We start from the raw sequence: 17,011 nt of genomic DNA on the forward strand, positions 1-17,011 counted from the left end.
ACCCGGCTAGTTCGCGTTGGCCTTGATGTAGGCCTCGACCTCGGCGCGCTCGGCGCGCAGCTTGGCGAGGGCCTCGTCCAGGATGAGCCGGCCCTCCTCCTCGCTGCGGCGCTCCTTCACGTAGGCCAGGTGCGTCTTGTAGGGCTCGGTGCGCGGGGGCGCCGGGGGGTTCTGCGGGTCCTTGCCCGCCGGGAACCCGCAGCGGGGGCAGTCCCACTCCTCGGGAACCGCGGCCTCGTGCGCGAAGCTCGGAATAACCTCGTGATTGTTGGCGCAGTAGAACGGAACCCGGATGCGCGGCGCGGACTCGCCGCGCTCGGCCTCGCCCATCGGGCCTGCGCCGACGCGACTGCCACGGATTGCGCTGCCACTACCCACGGAAAACTCCTTCGACGGACAACACGCCCCGGCTAGGGGAAACGGAAAAGACACCGCACGGCGAGACATGCCGCGCGGCTGGGCCCGCGACCCGGGCGGGCGGAAAAAGCGGGGGCTTTGGAAGGGGCCGGAAGGGCCGGGGCTAGGCGCCCTGGTTGAGCATCAGCCCGAGGACCACGACGGCGACGATCCAGATCACGCCGGTGGCGATGGTCAGTCGGTCGAGGTTGCGCTCGACCACGGAGGACCCGCCCAGGGAGGACGTGACGCCGCCCCCGAACAGATCGGAGAGGCCGCCGCCCTTGCCCTTGTGCAAGAGCACCATAAGGATCAGCAGCACGCTGCAGAGCATCACGACGATGGACAGACCGAGGATCACACGCTCACCCGTAACTCGACCCCGAGTGGGGGAATTGACGACTTGGGTCCCCGGAACCGCTCGCTCGCCGCGGCGACCGGGTCTGCGGCCGATGCGCGGGCGGGGGCCGAGGACACTTCCTGGATTCTACCGTGTGCCCTTTGGACACGTACCCGCCGAAGCGACGGGCTCCCGCGAATTCTAACCCGTGCGCGGCCCCGCCGCTGCCGTACCGGCGGGGTATTGGCCGGTGCGGCGGGGTTCGGCCGGCGCCCGGCGGGCCCGGGCACCCGTGTGCGCTGCGGCGCGACCGCAGCCGAAGGGCCGGTCGGCACGCACCGACCGGCCCCGCCGTCACTCCCGGCCGAGCCGGGCGAGCTTGGCGAACTCGTCGGGCTTGAGGCTCGCGCCGCCCACCAGGGCGCCGTCGATGTCCTCCCGGTCGATGATCCCCGCGATGTTGTCGGACTTCACCGAGCCGCCGTAGATGACGCGGGCGCTCCCGGCCGCCTGGTCGGAGTACAGCTCGCCCAACCGCCCGCGCAGTGCGCCGCAGACCTCTTGGGCGTCGTCGGGTGTGGCGACCTCGCCGGTGCCGATCGCCCACACCGGCTCGTAGGCCACGACCAGCCGGGCGGCCTGCTCGGCGGTCACGTCCTTGAGCGCGCCTTCCAGCTGAGCGAGCGTGTGGGAGACCTGGTTGCCGGCCTTGCGCACGTCCAGGCCCTCGCCCAGGCACAGGATCGGGGTGAGGTCGGCGGCGAATGCCGCCTTCACCTTCTGGTTGACGAGGGCGTCGTCCTCCCGGTGGTACTCGCGGCGCTCGGAGTGGCCCGCCAGCGCGTAGGTGCACCCCAGCTTGGCGAGCATCGGCCCGGAGACCTCGCCGGTGTAGGCGCCCTTCTCGTGGGCGGAGACGTCCTGGGCGCCGTAGACGATCCGCAGCTTGTCGCCGTCGACGAGGGTCTGCACGCTGCGCAGGTTCGTGAACGGCGGCAGCACGGCGATCTCGGCGGCGTCGAAGTCGGTGTCCTTCAGCGAGAACGCGAGCTTCTGGACCAGCGCGATGGCTTCGAGGTGGTTGTTGTTCAGCTTCCAGTTGCCCGCGATCAGCGGCTTGCGCTCTGCCATTGGTGTCTTCCTCAGCTGCAGATAAGGGGCGCCGGCGGCCCGGAGCAGGGCCGCCGGCGCGGGGTCAGTCGTCCAGGGCCTCGATACCGGGCAGGGCCTTGCCCTCCAGGTACTCCAGGCTGGCTCCGCCGCCGGTGGAGATGTGGCCGAACGCCGCCTCGTCGAAGCCGAGCGCGCGCACCGCGGCCGCGGAGTCGCCGCCGCCGACCACGGTGAAGGCGCCGGAGTCGAGCAGCGCCCGGGCCAGCGCGCTGGTGCCCTGGGCGTAGGGCTCCATCTCGAAGACGCCCATCGGACCGTTCCAGAACACCGTGCGGGCGTCGGCCAGCTTGGCGGCGAACAGCTCGCGGGTCTTGGGGCCGATGTCCAGCCCCATGCGGTCGGCGGGGATGGAGTCGGCGTCGGCGGGGGCGTGCGGGGCGTCGGCCGAAAAGGACTCGGCGGCGACGACGTCGACCGGGACGACGATCTCCACGCCCTGCTTCTCCGCGCGGTCGAGGTAGTCGCGGACCGTGTCGACCTGGTCGGCCTCCAGCAGGCTGGATCCGACTTCGTAGCCCTTCGCCTTGAGGAAGGTGTAGGCCATGCCGCCGCCGATGAGCAGGCGGTCGGCGGTTCCCAGCAGGTTGTCGATCACGCCGAGCTTGTCGGAGACCTTGGAGCCGCCCAGCGCCACCACGTAGGGGCGGGCGGGGTCGCCGGTGAGGGTGCGCAGCACCTCGACCTCGGCCAGGACCAGGCCGCCCACCGCGTGCGGCAGCCGGTTCGGCAGGTCGAAGACGCTGGCGTGCTTGCGGTGCACGGCGCCGAAACCGTCGCCGACGTAGAGGTCGGCGAGCCGGGCCAGGCGGTCGGCGAACTCGCCGCGCTCGGCGTCGTCCTTACTGGTCTCGCCCGGCTCGAAGCGCAGGTTCTCCACGAGGGCGACCTCGCCGTCGGCCAGCGCGGCGCTGACGGCGCGGGCCGACTCCCCCGCGGTGTCGTCGGCGAAGGCGACCTCGGTGCCCAGCAGCTCGCCCAGGCGCGCGGCCACCGGGCGCAGGGAGTAGGCGGGGTCGGGTGCGCCCTTGGGGCGGCCCAGGTGCGCCGCCACGACGACGCGGGCGCCGCGCTCGCGCAGTGCGCTGATGGTGGGCACGCCGGCGCGGATACGGCCGTCGTCGGTGATGCGGTCGCCGTCGAGGGGCACGTTCAGATCCGCCCGGACGAACACGCGCTTGCCGGAGACGTCGAGGTCGTCGATCGTGCGCATGAAGCTCTCCTTCTGCGGGGATGCGGCCGCGCCGAAGCGGAGCGCGGCGCCCCGGCCCGATGGGCGGGGCGCCGCGTGCGCCGGCGCGTCCGGGGTCGGTCGTCCGGTCTACAGGCGCGAGCCGACCAGCTTGGCCGCGTCCACGAGGCGGTTGGAGTAGCCCCACTCGTTGTCGTACCAGCCGATGATCTTGACCGTGTTGCCGAAGGCCATGGTCAGGCTGGAGTCGAAGGTGCAGGAAGCAGGGCTGCCGACGATGTCCGAGGAGACGATCGGGTCCTCGGTGTAGGTCAGCACCTGCTTCAGCTCGCCCTCGGAGGCGGCCTTGAACGCGGCGTTGACCTCCTCGGCGGTGGCCTCGCGCTCCAGCTCCACGACCAGGTCGGTGACGGAGCCGTCGGGCACCGGCACGCGCATCGCGATGCCGTCGAGCTTGCCCTGCAGCTCGGGGAGCACCAGGGCGGTGGCCTTGGCCGCGCCCGTGGTCGTGGGGATGATGTTCTGCGCGGCGGCGCGGGCGCGGCGCAGATCCTTGTGCGGGAAGTCCAGGATGACCTGGTCGTTGGTGTACGCGTGGGTCGTCGTCATCAGGCCCTTGACGATGCCGAAGTTGTCCAGCAGCGTCTTGGCCATAGGAGCCACGCAGTTGGTGGTGCAGGAGGCGTTGGAGAGGATGTGGTGCCGGGCGGGGTCGTACTTGTCGTCGTTGACGCCCATCACGAGGGTCATGTCCTCGCCCTTGGCCGGGGCCGAGACGATGACCTTCTTGGCGCCGGCGTCGATGTGCTTCTTGGCGTCCTCGGCCTTGGTGAAGATGCCGGTGGACTCGACGACGACGTCCACCCCCAGGTCGCCCCAGGGAAGCTGAGCGGGGTCGCGCTCAGCGAGGGTCTTGATCGTGGTGTTTCCGACCCTGATGCTGTCGCCGCCGACCTCGACGTCGCCGTCCAGTGTGCCCAGCACGGTGTCGTACTTGAGCAGATGGGCGAGCGTGGCCTTGTCGGTGAGGTCGTTGACCGCGACGACCTCGACCTCGCTGCCGGCGGCGCGGGCCGCGCGCCAGAAGTTGCGGCCGATCCGGCCGAATCCGTTCACGCCTACACGGATGGTCACGGTAACCAAGCTCCTCACGTGTTGGAAGGTACTGCCGTCGCGGCCGGCCGGCAGAGGGTCCGACCGCGGAAGTTGAGCGCCGGGGTTCCACCTCCGAGCCTATCGCTCCACCGCAGGGTGGACCGTCCCGGCCCCGTCGCGGAGCCATGCCCGGAAGGCCTCGGCGCCCCGACCATGCTCGCACCCGCGCGAGTCAGAGGTCTAGACCATTTTCCGAAGTTTTCCGGTCCGCTTCCGCACTCACAAAAGCCAACACCGGCGGCGCTCCGCGGCACCGGTGAGGCCGCGCGCCGCCCGCCCGGCGGTCGGAACCGCGCCGCGCGGCGGGCGGAACAGCGCCGTGCAGGGCGAGCCTGGTCAGGGCACGAGCATGTCCGCGGTCAGGTTCGCGTCGGTACCGTCGATGCCCAGGTCGACGGCGCGCTTGTCGGCCATGGCCAGCAGCCGGCGGATCCGCCCGGCGATCGCGTCCTTGGTCAGCGGCGGCGACGACAGCTGTCCAAGCTCCTCCAGCGACGCCTGCTTGTGCGCCAGGCGCAGCCGGCCCGCGGCCACCAGGTGGTCGGGCGCCTCGTCACCGAGGATCTCCAGCGCCCGCTCGACCCGGGCGCCCGCCGCGACCGCCGCGCGGGCGCTGCGGCGGAGGTTGGCGTCGTCGAAGTTGGCGAGCCGGTTGGCCGTGGCGCGGACCTCGCGGCGCATTCGGCGCTCCTCCCAGGTCAGCACGCTCTCGTGCGCCCCGAGCAGGGTCAGCAGCGCTCCGATGGAATCGCCGTCGCGCACCACGACCCGGTCGACGCCGCGGACCTCGCGCGCCTTGCCCTGGACCTTCAGCCGCCGAGCGGCGCCCACCAGCGCGAGCGCGGCCTCGGGGCCGGGACAGGTGACCTCCAGGGACATCGACCGGCCCGGCTCAGTCAGCGAGCCGTGCGCGATGAAGGCGCCGCGCCAGGCCGACTCGGCGTCGCATGCGCCGCCGGCGACCACGTGCCGGGGCAGGCCGCGCACCGGGCGGCCGTTGTTGTCGACGAGCCCGGTCTGGCGGGCGAGGCTCTCGCCGTCCTTGATGATCCGCACGACGTAGCGGTTGCCCTTGCGCAGGCCGCTGGGCGAGAGCACGACGACCTCGGACTCGTGGCCGAAGACCTCGGAGATGTCCTTGCGCAGCCGGCGCGCCGCGGCGCCGGTGTCGAGCTCGGCCTCGATCACGATGCGGCCGCTGACGAGGTGCAGTCCACCGGTGAAGCGGAGGATCGTGGAGACTTCGGCCTTGCGGCAACACGGCTTGAGAACGGTCAGCCGGCTCAACTCGTCCTTCACCACGCCGGTCATCGCCATGGACGCCGTCCCCTCGCTTCTCGAACTCCACATACCAGCGCGGCCCGCCGACCCTGCGCTCCTCCTTCCCGAGCGTACTGAACGTGAGGGCCGTGGCCACGCCCTTGGCCGCGTGTCCAGAATCCCTGCTCGATCCGGCGAGTCGCGTTTTCCGATCCGTGCGGGTCTCTGCCGAAAGGGGCGGGGCGTCCGATCGGTCTGCGGGTGTCCGCTGTGGGATGGGCCGCCCGTGCGGCGGAAGGCCGGCGGTCGCCTCCAGGCGCCGCGCACCGCTTCGGAGGGGCGCGGGGACGCATCCCGGCGCCGGCCCCTACTGCTGCCCGGCCGCCTCGCCCCGGGTCGCCAACAGGTGGTCGCGCAGTACGAGGGCGTGGTTGTGCTCGGTGTCGCTCGCGCCGTAGAGCAGGGTGACGGTCCCCTCGGCGAGGGCGTCGCGGATCGGGCGCAGAGCCTCGGGGTTCTCGGCGAGCTCGCCGCGGTAGCGCTCGGCGAACTCGTCCCATCGGCCGGGATCGGCGTGGAACCACCGGCGCAGCCCGGTGCTCGGGGCCACGTCCTGCAGCCAGGCGTCGTAGTACAGGGAGGTCTTGCGCACACCGCGCGGCCACAGCCGGTCGACCAGGAACGCGCGGCCGGGCGGATCCTGGCCGAGGGTGTCGCGCACGCGGATGAGGCGGATGTCGACTCCGCCGCCGTCGCCGGCCTGCTGTTCGCCCACGTCGGCTGCATGCCCGCTGGCGCACCGCGCCAACCTCCCGCATCGGGGCCCCGCGGGCACGGGCGCGCCCGGCCGCGGCCCCGCTTCCGCGCGGACGCGGGGGCGGGGCCGCGGTCAGTCCCGGAAGACGTCGTCGAAGGCGGCGGCGAGCAGGTCGGGGTCGTGGCGCGGCGAGCCGTCGCCCGCCGCGACGTCGCGCACGACCAGCCGGCCGCCCATCTCCTTGGCGACCTCGCCGACCCTGGTGGTGTCGCCGACGACCCCGCTGTCGGCCAGGACCGCGTCGATACCCAGGCGCGGTGCGTGCGCGGCGAGCACCTCCAGGTAGGTCTCGGGCCGGAAGCCGTCGGTCTCGCCCTTCTGCGGCGAGAGGTTCAGCGCGACCATGCGGCGGGCCCGGGTCTCGACCAGGGCCTCGGCGAGTCCGGGCACCAGCAGGTGCGGCAGCACGCTGGTGAACCAGGAGCCGGGCCCGAAGACCACCCAGTCGGCCTCGCGCACCGCCTTGACCGCCTGATGGCAGGCCGGGGGCGACTCGGGCACCAGCGAGATCGACCGCACCCGGCCGCGGGTGCTGGCGCAGGCCACCTGGCCGCGGACCGTGGTGATCTCGAAGGGGCGCGCGGGGTCGGACCCCTCGACCTCGGCGACGATGTCCAGCGGGACCGAGGACATCGGCAGCACGCGGCCGTGCGCCCCGAGCAGCTGGCCCACCCAGTCCAGACCGGCCACGGAGTCGCCCAGCAGCTCCCACAGCGCCACGATGAGCAGGTTGCCCACCGCGTGGCCGTGCAGCTCGCCCTCGGAGCGGAAGCGGTGCTGGACGACCTCGCTCCAGGTGTGGCCCCACTCGTCGTCGCCGCACAGCGCCGCAAGCGCCATGCGCAGGTCGCCCGGCGGCAGCACGCCGAGCTCCTCGCGCAGGCGGCCGCTGGACCCGCCGTCGTCGGCCACGGTCACGACGGCGGTCACGTCGGTGGTCACCCGGCGCAACGCGGACAGCGAGGCGTGCAAGCCGTGCCCTCCGCCCAGCGCGACGACCCGCGGCGGGCTCACGCCCGGATCGTCGGCAGCGGCACCGCCGGCCGCGGCGTCTGCCGGGCTCCCGCCGCTGTGGGCGGGGAAGTTGTCTGACATGTGCCTGTGGGTACCTCGTCCTCGGGTCTTCGGCGGGCGCGATCGGGCCAATGCTAGAGCGTGCCCTACCGACATCCGTGCTGATTCGCCTACGCCGCCCGGTCCGCCGCGACCGGCCGCCTCATTCCTGGCCGAGGTCCCGGTGGACGACGTGGACATCGAGCCCCTGCTCGCGCAGACGCTCGCCGAACTGCTCGGCCATGGCCACGCTCCGGTGCTTGCCGCCCGTACAGCCCACGGCGAAGGTCATGTAGTGCTTGCCCTCACGCTGGTACCCCTCGATCACCAGGCGCAGCACCTCGGCGTAGGAGTCGATCATCTCCTTCGCGCCGGTCTGGGCCAGCACATACTCGCGCACCGGAGCGTCGCGTCCGTTCATCGCCCGGAGCTCGGGAACCCAGTGCGGATTGGGCAGGAAGCGGCAGTCCAGCACGAGGTCGGCGTCCACCGGCAGGCCGTGCTTGTAGCCGAACGACACCAGGTTGGCGCGCGGGCGCGCCTCCTCGGCCTCGCCGAAGAAGCCGATGACCTTGGCCTTGAGTTGGTGGACGTTGAGCTGGGAGGTGTCGATGACCAGGTCGGCGGCGCCGCGGACGGCGCGAAGCGTCTCGCGCTCGCGGGCGATGCCGTCGGTGAGGCGCCCGTCGCCCTGCAGCGGGTGCGGGCGCCGCACGCTCTCGAAACGGCGCACCAGTGCGTCGTCGCCGGCCTCTAGGAACACGACGCGGGCGGCGATCCCCCGCCCGCGCAGTTCCTCGACCGTGGAGAGCAGGTCCTCGGTGAAGGCCATGCTGCGCACGTCGACGACCGCGGCCACCCGCGGCACCGCCCCCTGGGTTCGCCCGGCCAGGTCGATCATGGTCGGCAGCAGCCCCGGCGGCAGATTGTCGACGACGAACCAGTCCAGGTCCTCGAGTGCGCGCGCGGCGGTGCTGCGACCGGCGCCCGACATTCCGGTGACGACGACGATCTCGGGCGGGAGCTCCCCGCTGAGACTGCTTGTCGGCTGTTCATCCCCCATTGTGCTGACCACTTCCGTCTGCCGCGCCGCTTTCCCCCGTGCGGACCCCGCCCCTGTCATGGTTTCCTTCCCGCTCCTGGCCGGAGAGCCGCGCGTGGATGACTCCGGCGGTGGTCTTGCCGATGCCGGGCACCTGGGCGATCTCCTCCTCAGTGGCCGCAGCCAGCTTCTTGACCGACCCGAAGTGCTTGAGCAGCGCGCTGCGCCGCGCGGGCCCCAGGCCGGGGACCTCGTCGAGCGCGCTGCCGGTGAGAGCCTTGGCGCGCTTCTGGCGGTGATAGGTGATGGCGAACCGGTGGGCCTCGTCGCGGACGCGCTGGAGCATGTAGAGCCCCTCGCCCGTGCGCGGCAGGATCACCGGATCGTCGTCGTCGGGCAGCCACACCTCTTCGAGCCGCTTGGCCAGCCCGCACACCGCGATGTCGTCGATGCCGAGGTCGTCCAGGGCCCGCCGCGCGGCCTGGACCTGCGGCCGGCCTCCGTCGACAACTACCAGGTTAGGGGGATAGGCGAACTTGGACGTCGCCTGCCGGTCGGTTTCGCCCTCGGGAGAGCCCGCAGCGCCGGGGGCGGCCGCCGGGTCCGGCCCGTCCGCGCCCCCGTCGGCCGGGACGGCACCGGCGCCCTCGCCCTCGTCTCCGTCGACCTCGGCGCCGAGCCTGTCGAGCTCGCCGGTGCGGCGGCTCTCCTCGAGATAGCGGGCGAACCGGCGCCTGAGGACCTCGTACATCGAGGCGACGTCGTTCTGCTCGGCGCCCTGGGCGCGCCCGGAGCCGCGGATGCTGAAGCGGCGGTACTCCGATTTGCGGGCCAGACCGTCCTCGAACACCACCATGGAGGCGACCACGTGCTCGCCCATGAGGTTGGACACGTCGAAGCACTCGATGCGCAGCGGAGCCTCGTCGAGCCCCAGTGCCTCCTGGATCTCGCTCAGCGCACGGCTGCGCGTGGTGAGGTCGCCGGCGCGCTGGGTCTTGTGCCGGGCCAGCGCCTGGTGGGCGTTCTTGGCGACGGTCTCCAACAGGGTCTTCTTGTCGCCGCGCTGGGGTACGCGCAGGTCGACGGCGGAGCCGCGGCGCCCACTGAGCCATTCGACCACGGCGTCGCGGTCGGCCGGCTCGGCCGAGACCAGCACCTCGCGCGGGATCGCCGCGCCGCCGGGTCCGTCCTCGCCGTCGGCCCGTCCGCCCGGCTCGCCGCCGTTGCCGTAGGTCTGGGCGAGGAAGCGCTCGACGAGCTCGCCGGTGCCCACGTCCTCGACCTTGTCGACGACCCAGCCCCGCTGGCCGCGGATGCGCCCGCCGCGGACGTAGAAGACCTGGGCGGCGGCCTCCAACTGGTCCTCGGCCAGGGCGATGACGTCGCAGTCGGTGGAGTCGCCCAGCACGACCGCCTGCTTCTCCAGCGCCGTGCGCAGCGCCTGGATGTCGTCGCGGATGCGCGCGGCCTTCTCGTACTCCTGGTCCGCGGCGGACTCGCGCATGCGCTCCTCCAGCCTGCGGATGAAGCGGCTGGTGTCGCCGGCCATGAAGGAGCAGAAGTCCTCGGCGAGGCGGCGGTGCTCCTCGGCGTCGACGCGGCCGACGCAGGGCGCCGAGCACTTGTCGATGTAGCCCAGCAGGCAGGGCCGCCCGGCGTTGCGGGCACTGCGGAAGACCCCCGCCGAGCACGTGCGCACGGGGAAGACGCGCAGCAGCAGGTCGACGGTCTCGCGGATGGCCCAGGCGTGGCCGTAGGGGCCGAAGTAGCGCACACCCTTGCGCTTGGCGCCGCGCATCACCTGGACGCGGGGGACGTCCTCGTTCATGGTGACCGCGAGGTAGGGGTAGCTCTTGTCGTCGCGGTACTTGACGTTGAACCGGGGGTCGTACTCCTTGATCCAGGAGTACTCCAGCTGGAGGGCCTCGACCTCGGTTCCCACCACGGTCCAGTCGACGTCGGCCGCGGTCGAGACCATCGTCTGGGTGCGGGGGTGCAGCGCCGCGAAGTCCTGGAAGTAGGACGAGAGCCGCGCGCGCAGGTTCTTCGCCTTGCCCACGTAGATGACCCGCCCGGTGCCGTCGCGGAACCGGTAGACCCCCGGCGAGGTGGGGATCGAACCGGGGCGGGGACGAAGGTGGGATTGGGCTGCCATGGCTCCATTGTCGTCGGCCGCGGGGGTGTTCGGCCACTCGGCGGGCGGCCTGTGGACGATCGCGTTGGGGACCAAAGGCCTGTTCTGCAACCGGTTCCGGGGGTCAGCCGGGCTCCGCGTCTAAGCTGTGGACGGCCCCCCGGACCGGACCAAGCATGGGCTTGATCACGGACCAAACGTCACGATTCGGTATCCACGTGGTCTAGTTTGGCGGGTACCGACCGCATCATCTGAGAGCGAGGGAGGCTCTTTCCGTGAGCTTCGCGCAATGGACCGGGATCGGCGTCGCCGTCCTGATCGCGGTCCTCATGGTGACGGTGGCGCACTGGCTGCTCACCCACCAGCTCACCAAGGTGTCGCCGCTGGCCAGGCCGCTGGTCCGGCACTGCCGGGTCTCGGCCTATGCGGCCGCGATGGTCGTCGGCGTCAACATCTCCCTGCCCGCCCGCGACGAGATGACCGACCGGGCGCTCTTCCCGATCATCGACCACTTCATGACGATCCTGATGATCGGGACGATGACGTGGTTCGCGCTGGGCGTCGCCTATGCCGTGACCGACACGGTGCTGGACAGGCTCGCCGACAACAACGGCGACGACGACCACCACTCGCGGCGACTGCAGACCCAGGTACGCCTGCTGCGGCGCATCGCCGCGTCGATCATCGGCGTACTGGCCTTCGCGGCGATCCTGTTCACCTTCCCCGCAGTCCAGGGGCTGGGCGCAGGGCTGCTGGCTTCGGCGGGACTGCTGTCGGTCGTGGCGGGCATAGCCGCGCAGTCGACCCTCGGCAACATCTTCGCCGGCCTCCAGCTGGCGTTCAGCAACGCGCTGCGGATCAACGACGTCGTCGTCTTCCAGGGCGAGTGGGGCCGCGTCGAGGAGCTCAGCCTCACCATGGTCACCATCCGCATGTGGGATGAGCGCCGGCTGGTGGTGCCGGTCTCCTACTTCGCGACCACCCCCTTCGAGAACTGGACCAAGCAGGGCGCCTCCATCACCGGCTGGGTGCTGTTCCAGGTCGACTGGGAGGCCCCCATCGGCAAGATCCGCGATGAGGTCGGCGCCTACGTCAAGCACCACCCCCTCTGGGACGGCCGCCGCTGGTCGCTGCAGGCCACCGACATCCTCGACGACGGGATCGTGCAGCTGCGCGCGGTGGTCACCACCGCCGACTCCGACGCGCGCTGGGACCTGTGCTGCGACCTGCGTGAGCACCTGATCACCTACATCAACGAGTACATCCCCCGGGCGCTGCCCCGCCGCCGCACCGAGTTCCTCACCGCCCAGGAGGCCGAGCCGTACGCCGCGGTGTTCCCCGACTCCGCGGTCCGGCGCCCCCGCGCCGAGCAGACCGGCTCTCCCGGCCCCGACGGCTCTCTCTCGGCCGGGCCCCAGGGCGGCTCGCAGACCCGCGACGGTGACGGCGACGGCTCCTCCGACGCCGACGGTTGAGCCCTCGGCGGCGGGGGCCCCGCAGCTGTACCCGGCACAGCGCCGTCGATCTTGCAGCCATCGCAACTGGAAATCGTTTTCCTTCACGACGGCTACAAGATCAACGGGGTTCGAGCGCTGCGGGCTAGGCCCCCCGCTCCTTCTCGTCGAGGACGATGTCGGTGCCCTCGACCGTGATCGAGAGCCGCTCCAGCGGACTGTCGGCCGGACCGTGGCGCACCTCGCCGGTGGCGATGTCGAACTCGCTGCCGTGGCAGAGGCAGTGGATGTTGCGCTCGACCTCCTGGATCGTGCAGCCCGCGTGCGTGCACACGGCGCTGAACGCCTTGAAGTCGCCCTCCTCGGGCTGGGTGACGACCAGCTTGCCCTTGACGACAACGCTTCCCCCGCCCACCGGAACGTCTCCGGTCTGGGCCACCACGGTTCCCCGCAGCGCGTCGTAGGGTTCGGGCCCGCCCTCGCCGGATCCGCAGGCGGTCGCACCGAGCGCGGCGGCACCGGCGGCTCCCGCGGCACCGATCAGCCTGCGCCTGCTGATCCCGCCGGCGCACCCCAGCCCCGCGCACATGACACCGCTCCCCTCCTCGACTCTCCTCATTACTACGAACTGTAGTACCGGTCCGGACGTGCCTCGTCCCCAGGGGCCCCGGAGCCCCGGAGCGGCCCGCCGCAGGACACTCGGCCTCAGTCCGTGCGCACGACGACCGTGCCGGCGACCTTGTCGTGGAGGGCCTGGCGGTTGGGGCGGTCCCACAGCGGCCACAGGACGCACGGCACGAGCATCAGCATCAGGCACAGGAACGCCCAGCCCGCGCTCCCGGCGGCCAGGTTCGCGAGATTGAACACCGCGGCCCGCGCCGCCATCGACGCCACGGGGATGGGTCCCTGGCGGCCCGCGCCGTCCAACGGTGCGACCCGCAGCCCCATCAGGTGTTTGCCCAGGGTCCGGCGCCACCGGTGGACGCACACGGTCTCGTAGGCCACGAACATGACGAACCCGACGAGCCCGTAGACGATCCCGGAGTTGCGCTCGACGGCCTCGCCGTAGCCCGAGAGCGACTGCGCTCCCGCCCACACCAGCGACACGAGCACCGCGAGGACGGCGACGGGAACGCCGACGGCCAGCCCGTCGACGGTCCGCGCGACGGCGCGCCGGCCCCAGGAGGCCAGCCGGTAGCGCTCCTGCTCTCCCACCGGGCCGACGGCCTCGGCGGGCGGCACGTACGGCGGCGGATGCGGCCGGTGGGGCGGCGGCCGACCGCTGTCCCCAGGCGCGGTCGTGCCGTCGTTCCAGTGCGGCGGGAAGCTCATCGGAACCGGTACCTCCTTGCGCGCCGCCGGCATCGGCGGCGGTTCGACCCTACCGGCCGGAGGGCCCGCTCCCGCGGGGATCGGTCCCTCCGGCCGGGCCGGTGACGACCGCGGTCCCGCCCGCCTTGTCGTGCAGTCCGCGGTGCCGCGGGCGGTCGAAGAACGCGGAGATCACGGCGTACACGGACACCATGAGTGCGAGGTAGTTCACGATCGGAACGAAGTTGAGCAGCACGGAGGCGTAGAGGACGACCGAGCGCTTGAGCACCGCGGACACGGGCGCGCGCGGCGCGCCCACGGCGGGGTCGGCGCCGACGACACGCAGCCGCAGGTAGAGCTTGCCCGGGGTGGCGCCGTAGACAGCCGTGAAGGCGGCCTCGTAGGCGAGATAGAGCGCGAACAGTCCCACCGAGAGGACGAGCCCCGGCAGCACCTCCATGCGCGTCGGGTTCTCGGCCCCGGGCACGGTGGTGACCACCAGCGCCGAGAACAGCATCGCGATCCCGGCGAGCACGACGACGTCGATCAGCCTGGCGGCCACGCGCCGTACGAGCCGGGCCGGGCGCTCGGCGGGGGTGTCCTCGCTCATGGACGGGCTCCTCCTGGGCGGACGCGCCGGCGGTCGGCGCTGGGAGGACTATACGAGCTTGGCGAGGAACCGCCCGGTGTAGGAATCCTCGTTCTTCGCGACCTCCTCGGGAGTGCCGGCGGCGACGACCGTGCCGCCGCGCGAGCCGCCTTCGGGACCCATGTCGAGCACGTGGTCGGCGGTCTTGATGACGTCGAGGTTGTGTTCGATGACGATCACCGTGTTGCCGCTGTCGGCGAGCCGGTCGAGCACGCTCAGCAGCTTGCGGATGTCCTCGAAGTGCAGTCCGGTGGTGGGCTCGTCGAGCACGTAGACAGTGCGCCCGGTGGAGCGCCGCTGCAGCTCGGAGGCGAGTTTCACCCGCTGGGCCTCGCCTCCGGAGAGGGTGGTGGCGGGTTGGCCCAGGCGCACGTACCCCAGTCCGACGTCGTTGAGGGTCTGCATGTGCCGCCGGATGGCCGTGACGGGCTCGAAGAAGTCCAGGGCCTCCTCGACGGGCATGTCGAGGACCTCGGCGATGGACTTGCCCTTGTAGTGCACGTCCAGGGTCTCGCGGTTGTAGCGGGCGCCGTGGCAGACCTCGCAGGGCACGTAGACGTCGGGTAGGAACTGCATCTCGATGCGGATGGTCCCCTCGCCCGCGCACGCCTCACAGCGGCCGCCCTTGACGTTGAAGGAGAACCGGCCCGGCTGGTAGCCGCGGACCTTGGCCTCGGTGGTCTGCGCGAACAGCTTGCGGATGTGGTCGAAGACCCCGGAGTAGGTGGCGGGGTTGGAGCGCGGGGTGCGCCCGATGGGGCTCTGGTCGACGTGGACGATCTTGTCGACCTGGTTGAGGCCGTTGACGCGGGTGTGGCGGCCGGGCACCGCCTTCGCACCGTGCAGCTCCTTGGCCAGGGCCTTGTAGAGGATCTCGTTGACCAGAGTGGACTTGCCCGACCCCGAGACGCCGGTGACCGCGGTGAACACGCCCAGCGGGAAGGACGCGTCGAGGTCGTGCAGGTTGTTCTCTCGGGCGCCCTTGACCACCAGCTCGCGTCCCTTGACCAGCGGGCGGCGCGTCTTCGGTATCTCGATGCTGCGCCGGCCGGTGAGGTAGTCGCCGGTGATGGAGGACCGGCTGGAGAGCAGGTCGGCGACGGTGCCGGAGACGACGACGTCACCCCCGTGCTCGCCGGCGCCGGGGCCGATGTCGACGACCCAGTCGGCCTGGCGGATGGTGTCCTCGTCGTGCTCGACGACGATGAGGGTGTTGCCGATGTCGCGCAGTCGGCGCAGGGTCTCCAGCAGCCGGAAGTTGTCGCGCTGGTGCAGGCCGATGGAGGGCTCGTCCAGCACGTAGAGCACGCCCACGAGCCCGGAGCCGATCTGCGTGGCCAGCCGGATGCGCTGGGCCTCGCCGCCCGAGAGCGATCCGGCGGGCCGCTCCAGGCTGAGATAGTCCAGGCCGACGTCGAGCAGGAAGCCCATCCGCGCGTTGATCTCCTTGAGCACCTGGGCGGCGATGACCTGCTCGCGCTCGCTGAGCTTGAGGTCGCGCAGGAACTCGGCGCACTCGCTCAGGGGCAGCGCGCCGACCTCGGCGATGGAGGCGCCGCCCACGGTGACCGCGAGCACGACGGGCTTGAGGCGGCGGCCTGCGCATGTGGGGCAGGGCACGGTGCGCATGTAGCCCTCAAGGCGCTCGCGCCCGGTGTCGCTCTCGCTCTCGGCGTGACGACGCTTCACCCAGGGGATAACGCCTTCGAAACCGGTGTAGTAGGAGCGCGTGCGGCCGTAGCGGTTGCGGTAGCGCACGTGGACCTGGGTGTCGTGGCCCTCCATCAGCGCCTTGCGCGCGGCCTTGGGCAGCCGCTCCCAGGGGGTGTCCATGTCGAAGCCGACCGCGTCGCCCACCGCCTGGATCAGCCGCCCGAAGTACTCCAGGGCGTGGCCGTTGGCCCAGACCGCGATGGCGCCCTCGTTGAGCGTCTTGGCGGGGTCGGGCACCAGCAGCTCGGGATCGACCTCCATGCGGGTGCCCAGGCCCACGCAGTCGGGGCAGGCGCCGTAGGGAGAGTTGAACGAGAACGATCGCGGTTCCAGCTCCTCGAAGGAGAGGTCGTCGTAGGGGCAGAACAGATGCTCGGAGAACACCTTCTCGCGCTCGGCGCTGTTCTCGGCCTCGTCGACGAAGTCGAGCACGATGGTGCCGCCGGCCAGCTGCAGCGCGGTCTCGACCGAGTCGGTCAGCCGCTTCTTGGCCGACTCCTTGACGGTGAGGCGGTCGACCACAACCGAGATGTCGTGCTTCTCGTACTTCTTGAGCGTCGGCGCCTCGTCCAGGCGCACCATCGCGCCGTCGACCATCGCGCGGGTGAAGCCCTTGGTCTGCAGGTCCTTGAACAGCTCGACGTACTCGCCCTTGCGCCCGCGCACGACGGGCGCCAGCACCTGGAACCTGGTGCCCTCGGGCAGCTCCAGCACCCGGTCGACGATCTGCTGGGGGGTCTGGCGGGCGATCTCGCGGTTGCAGCGGGGGCAGTGCGGGACGCCGATGCGCGCCCACAGCAGCCGCATGTAATCGTAGACCTCGGTGATGGTGCCGACAGTGGAGCGGGGGTTGCGGCTGGTGGACTTCTGGTCGATGGACACCGCGGGCGAGAGCCCTTCGATGAAGTCGACGTCGGGCTTGTCCATCTGCCCGAGGAACTGGCGCGCGTAGGCGGACAGCGACTCCACGTACCGGCGCTGGCCCTCGGCGAAGATCGTGTCGAAGGCGAGGGAGGACTTGCCCGAACCGGACAGGCCGGTGAACACGATCATGGAGTCGCGCGGGAGGTCGACCTTCACGTCCTTGAGGTTGTGCTCCCGGGCTCCCCGGATCACCAGCTCGTCGGCCATGTGCTTCTTCACCCTTCGGCATCGGCTCGCGCGTGCGGCGGCGCACGCAAGGCCCGGGCCCGCGCCGGGCGCGCTGCGGCTCGCCGGGGAGTGCGGTATCGGCGCAGGGCGCCGCCGGGCCCCGGGCCTCTTACGGTAACGACTCGGCGCCGGAGAAACTTCCGCATCGGGCACCGCCCCCCGACGGCGGACCG

Annotated in this window: 15 protein-coding genes; 1 reads left to right on the forward strand and 14 read right to left on the reverse strand. The window is 71.6% G+C overall.

All coding sequences use genetic code 11. From position 1 onward, the window contains the following. Window positions 1-6: 6 nt before the first annotated feature. The 10 genes from RM446_RS13390 to uvrC all read right to left on the reverse strand — a co-directional run bounded on the left by RM446_RS13390 (window position 7) and on the right by uvrC (window position 10,580). The gene (locus RM446_RS13390; RefSeq protein ID WP_311545596.1) at window positions 7-378 is read right to left on the reverse strand and encodes an RNA polymerase-binding protein RbpA; all 372 of its coding nucleotides are present in this window, start codon (window positions 376-378) and stop codon (window positions 7-9) included. Between the two features lie 142 nt (window positions 379-520). Further along, entirely contained in the window at window positions 521-757 is a 237-nt protein-coding gene (gene secG / locus RM446_RS13395; RefSeq protein WP_311545597.1) for a preprotein translocase subunit SecG, read from the reverse strand. 333 nt (window positions 758-1,090) lie between these two features. Next, on the reverse strand, window positions 1,091-1,867 hold the full coding sequence (tpiA, locus tag RM446_RS13400; protein WP_311545598.1) for a triose-phosphate isomerase: 777 nt from the start codon (window positions 1,865-1,867) through the stop codon (window positions 1,091-1,093). 64 nt (window positions 1,868-1,931) lie between these two features. Then, window positions 1,932-3,119: a phosphoglycerate kinase gene (locus RM446_RS13405; protein ID WP_311545599.1), complete on the reverse strand. Its 1,188-nt coding sequence runs from the start codon at window positions 3,117-3,119 to the stop codon at window positions 1,932-1,934. Window positions 3,120-3,227: 108 nt separating this feature from the next. Next, window positions 3,228-4,232: a type I glyceraldehyde-3-phosphate dehydrogenase gene (gene gap / locus RM446_RS13410; RefSeq protein WP_311545600.1), complete on the reverse strand. Its 1,005-nt coding sequence runs from the start codon at window positions 4,230-4,232 to the stop codon at window positions 3,228-3,230. A 357-nt stretch (window positions 4,233-4,589) separates the two neighbouring features. Further along, on the reverse strand, window positions 4,590-5,570 hold the full coding sequence (gene whiA, locus RM446_RS13415; protein WP_311545601.1) for a DNA-binding protein WhiA: 981 nt from the start codon (window positions 5,568-5,570) through the stop codon (window positions 4,590-4,592). 310 nt (window positions 5,571-5,880) lie between these two features. Then, complete coding sequence (locus RM446_RS13420; protein ID WP_398695115.1) at window positions 5,881-6,288, reverse strand: DUF488 domain-containing protein; 408 nt, start codon at window positions 6,286-6,288, stop codon at window positions 5,881-5,883. Between the two features lie 114 nt (window positions 6,289-6,402). Then, window positions 6,403-7,425 carry a gluconeogenesis factor YvcK family protein gene (locus RM446_RS13425; protein ID WP_311545602.1) on the reverse strand — a complete coding sequence of 341 codons (1,023 nt, stop codon included), beginning with the start codon at window positions 7,423-7,425 and terminating at the stop codon, window positions 6,403-6,405. Between the two features lie 121 nt (window positions 7,426-7,546). Beyond that, the gene (gene rapZ, locus RM446_RS13430; protein WP_311545603.1) at window positions 7,547-8,446 is read right to left on the reverse strand and encodes an RNase adapter RapZ; all 900 of its coding nucleotides are present in this window, start codon (window positions 8,444-8,446) and stop codon (window positions 7,547-7,549) included. Next, entirely contained in the window at window positions 8,436-10,580 is a 2,145-nt protein-coding gene (uvrC, locus tag RM446_RS13435) for an excinuclease ABC subunit UvrC (protein ID WP_311545604.1), read from the reverse strand. Before uvrC ends, rapZ begins: the two co-directional genes overlap by 11 nt. A 254-nt stretch (window positions 10,581-10,834) precedes the next feature. On the opposite strand from uvrC, the gene RM446_RS13440 reads away from it, so the two are divergent. Then, on the forward strand, window positions 10,835-12,034 hold the full coding sequence (locus RM446_RS13440; protein WP_311545605.1) for a mechanosensitive ion channel family protein: 1,200 nt from the start codon (window positions 10,835-10,837) through the stop codon (window positions 12,032-12,034). A 124-nt stretch (window positions 12,035-12,158) separates the two neighbouring features. Here the strand turns inward: RM446_RS13440 and RM446_RS13445 are convergent, their stop codons facing one another. The 4 genes from RM446_RS13445 to uvrA form a co-directional block, all read right to left on the reverse strand. After that, the gene (locus RM446_RS13445) at window positions 12,159-12,602 is read right to left on the reverse strand and encodes a Rieske (2Fe-2S) protein (RefSeq protein ID WP_398695126.1); all 444 of its coding nucleotides are present in this window, start codon (window positions 12,600-12,602) and stop codon (window positions 12,159-12,161) included. Window positions 12,603-12,718: 116 nt separating this feature from the next. After that, window positions 12,719-13,345, reverse strand: coding sequence for an RDD family protein (locus RM446_RS13450; RefSeq protein ID WP_311545606.1), 627 nt, complete (start codon window positions 13,343-13,345; stop codon window positions 12,719-12,721). Between the two features lie 49 nt (window positions 13,346-13,394). Beyond that, a complete protein-coding gene (locus RM446_RS13455) occupies window positions 13,395-13,934 on the reverse strand; it encodes an RDD family protein (RefSeq protein WP_311545607.1) in 540 nt (179 codons plus the stop codon). A 48-nt stretch (window positions 13,935-13,982) separates the two neighbouring features. Beyond that, the gene (uvrA, locus tag RM446_RS13460) at window positions 13,983-16,817 is read right to left on the reverse strand and encodes an excinuclease ABC subunit UvrA (protein ID WP_311545608.1); all 2,835 of its coding nucleotides are present in this window, start codon (window positions 16,815-16,817) and stop codon (window positions 13,983-13,985) included. Window positions 16,818-17,011 lie beyond the last annotated feature (194 nt).

It is taken from the genome of Streptomonospora wellingtoniae (genome assembly GCF_031845375.1).
GTDB lineage: Bacteria > Actinomycetota > Actinomycetes > Streptosporangiales > Streptosporangiaceae > Streptomonospora > Streptomonospora wellingtoniae.

What these genes read in the sequence shown, in the direction of transcription:
- whiA (WP_311545601.1), bottom strand. Translation starts at nt 5,570, where the DNA reads ATGGCGATGACCGGCGTGGTGAAGGACGAGTTGAGCCGGCTGACCGTT.
- uvrA (WP_311545608.1), bottom strand. Translation starts at nt 16,817, where the DNA reads ATGGCCGACGAGCTGGTGATCCGGGGAGCCCGGGAGCACAACCTCAAG.
- RM446_RS13445 (WP_398695126.1), bottom strand. Translation starts at nt 12,602, where the DNA reads ATGTGCGCGGGGCTGGGGTGCGCCGGCGGGATCAGCAGGCGCAGGCTG.
- RM446_RS13405 (WP_311545599.1), bottom strand. Translation starts at nt 3,119, where the DNA reads ATGCGCACGATCGACGACCTCGACGTCTCCGGCAAGCGCGTGTTCGTC.
- RM446_RS13455 (WP_311545607.1), bottom strand. Translation starts at nt 13,934, where the DNA reads ATGAGCGAGGACACCCCCGCCGAGCGCCCGGCCCGGCTCGTACGGCGC.
- RM446_RS13425 (WP_311545602.1), bottom strand. Translation starts at nt 7,425, where the DNA reads ATGTCAGACAACTTCCCCGCCCACAGCGGCGGGAGCCCGGCAGACGCC.
- uvrC (WP_311545604.1), bottom strand. Translation starts at nt 10,580, where the DNA reads ATGGCAGCCCAATCCCACCTTCGTCCCCGCCCCGGTTCGATCCCCACC.
- tpiA (WP_311545598.1), bottom strand. Translation starts at nt 1,867, where the DNA reads ATGGCAGAGCGCAAGCCGCTGATCGCGGGCAACTGGAAGCTGAACAAC.
- RM446_RS13450 (WP_311545606.1), bottom strand. Translation starts at nt 13,345, where the DNA reads ATGAGCTTCCCGCCGCACTGGAACGACGGCACGACCGCGCCTGGGGAC.
- rapZ (WP_311545603.1), bottom strand. Translation starts at nt 8,446, where the DNA reads ATGGGGGATGAACAGCCGACAAGCAGTCTCAGCGGGGAGCTCCCGCCC.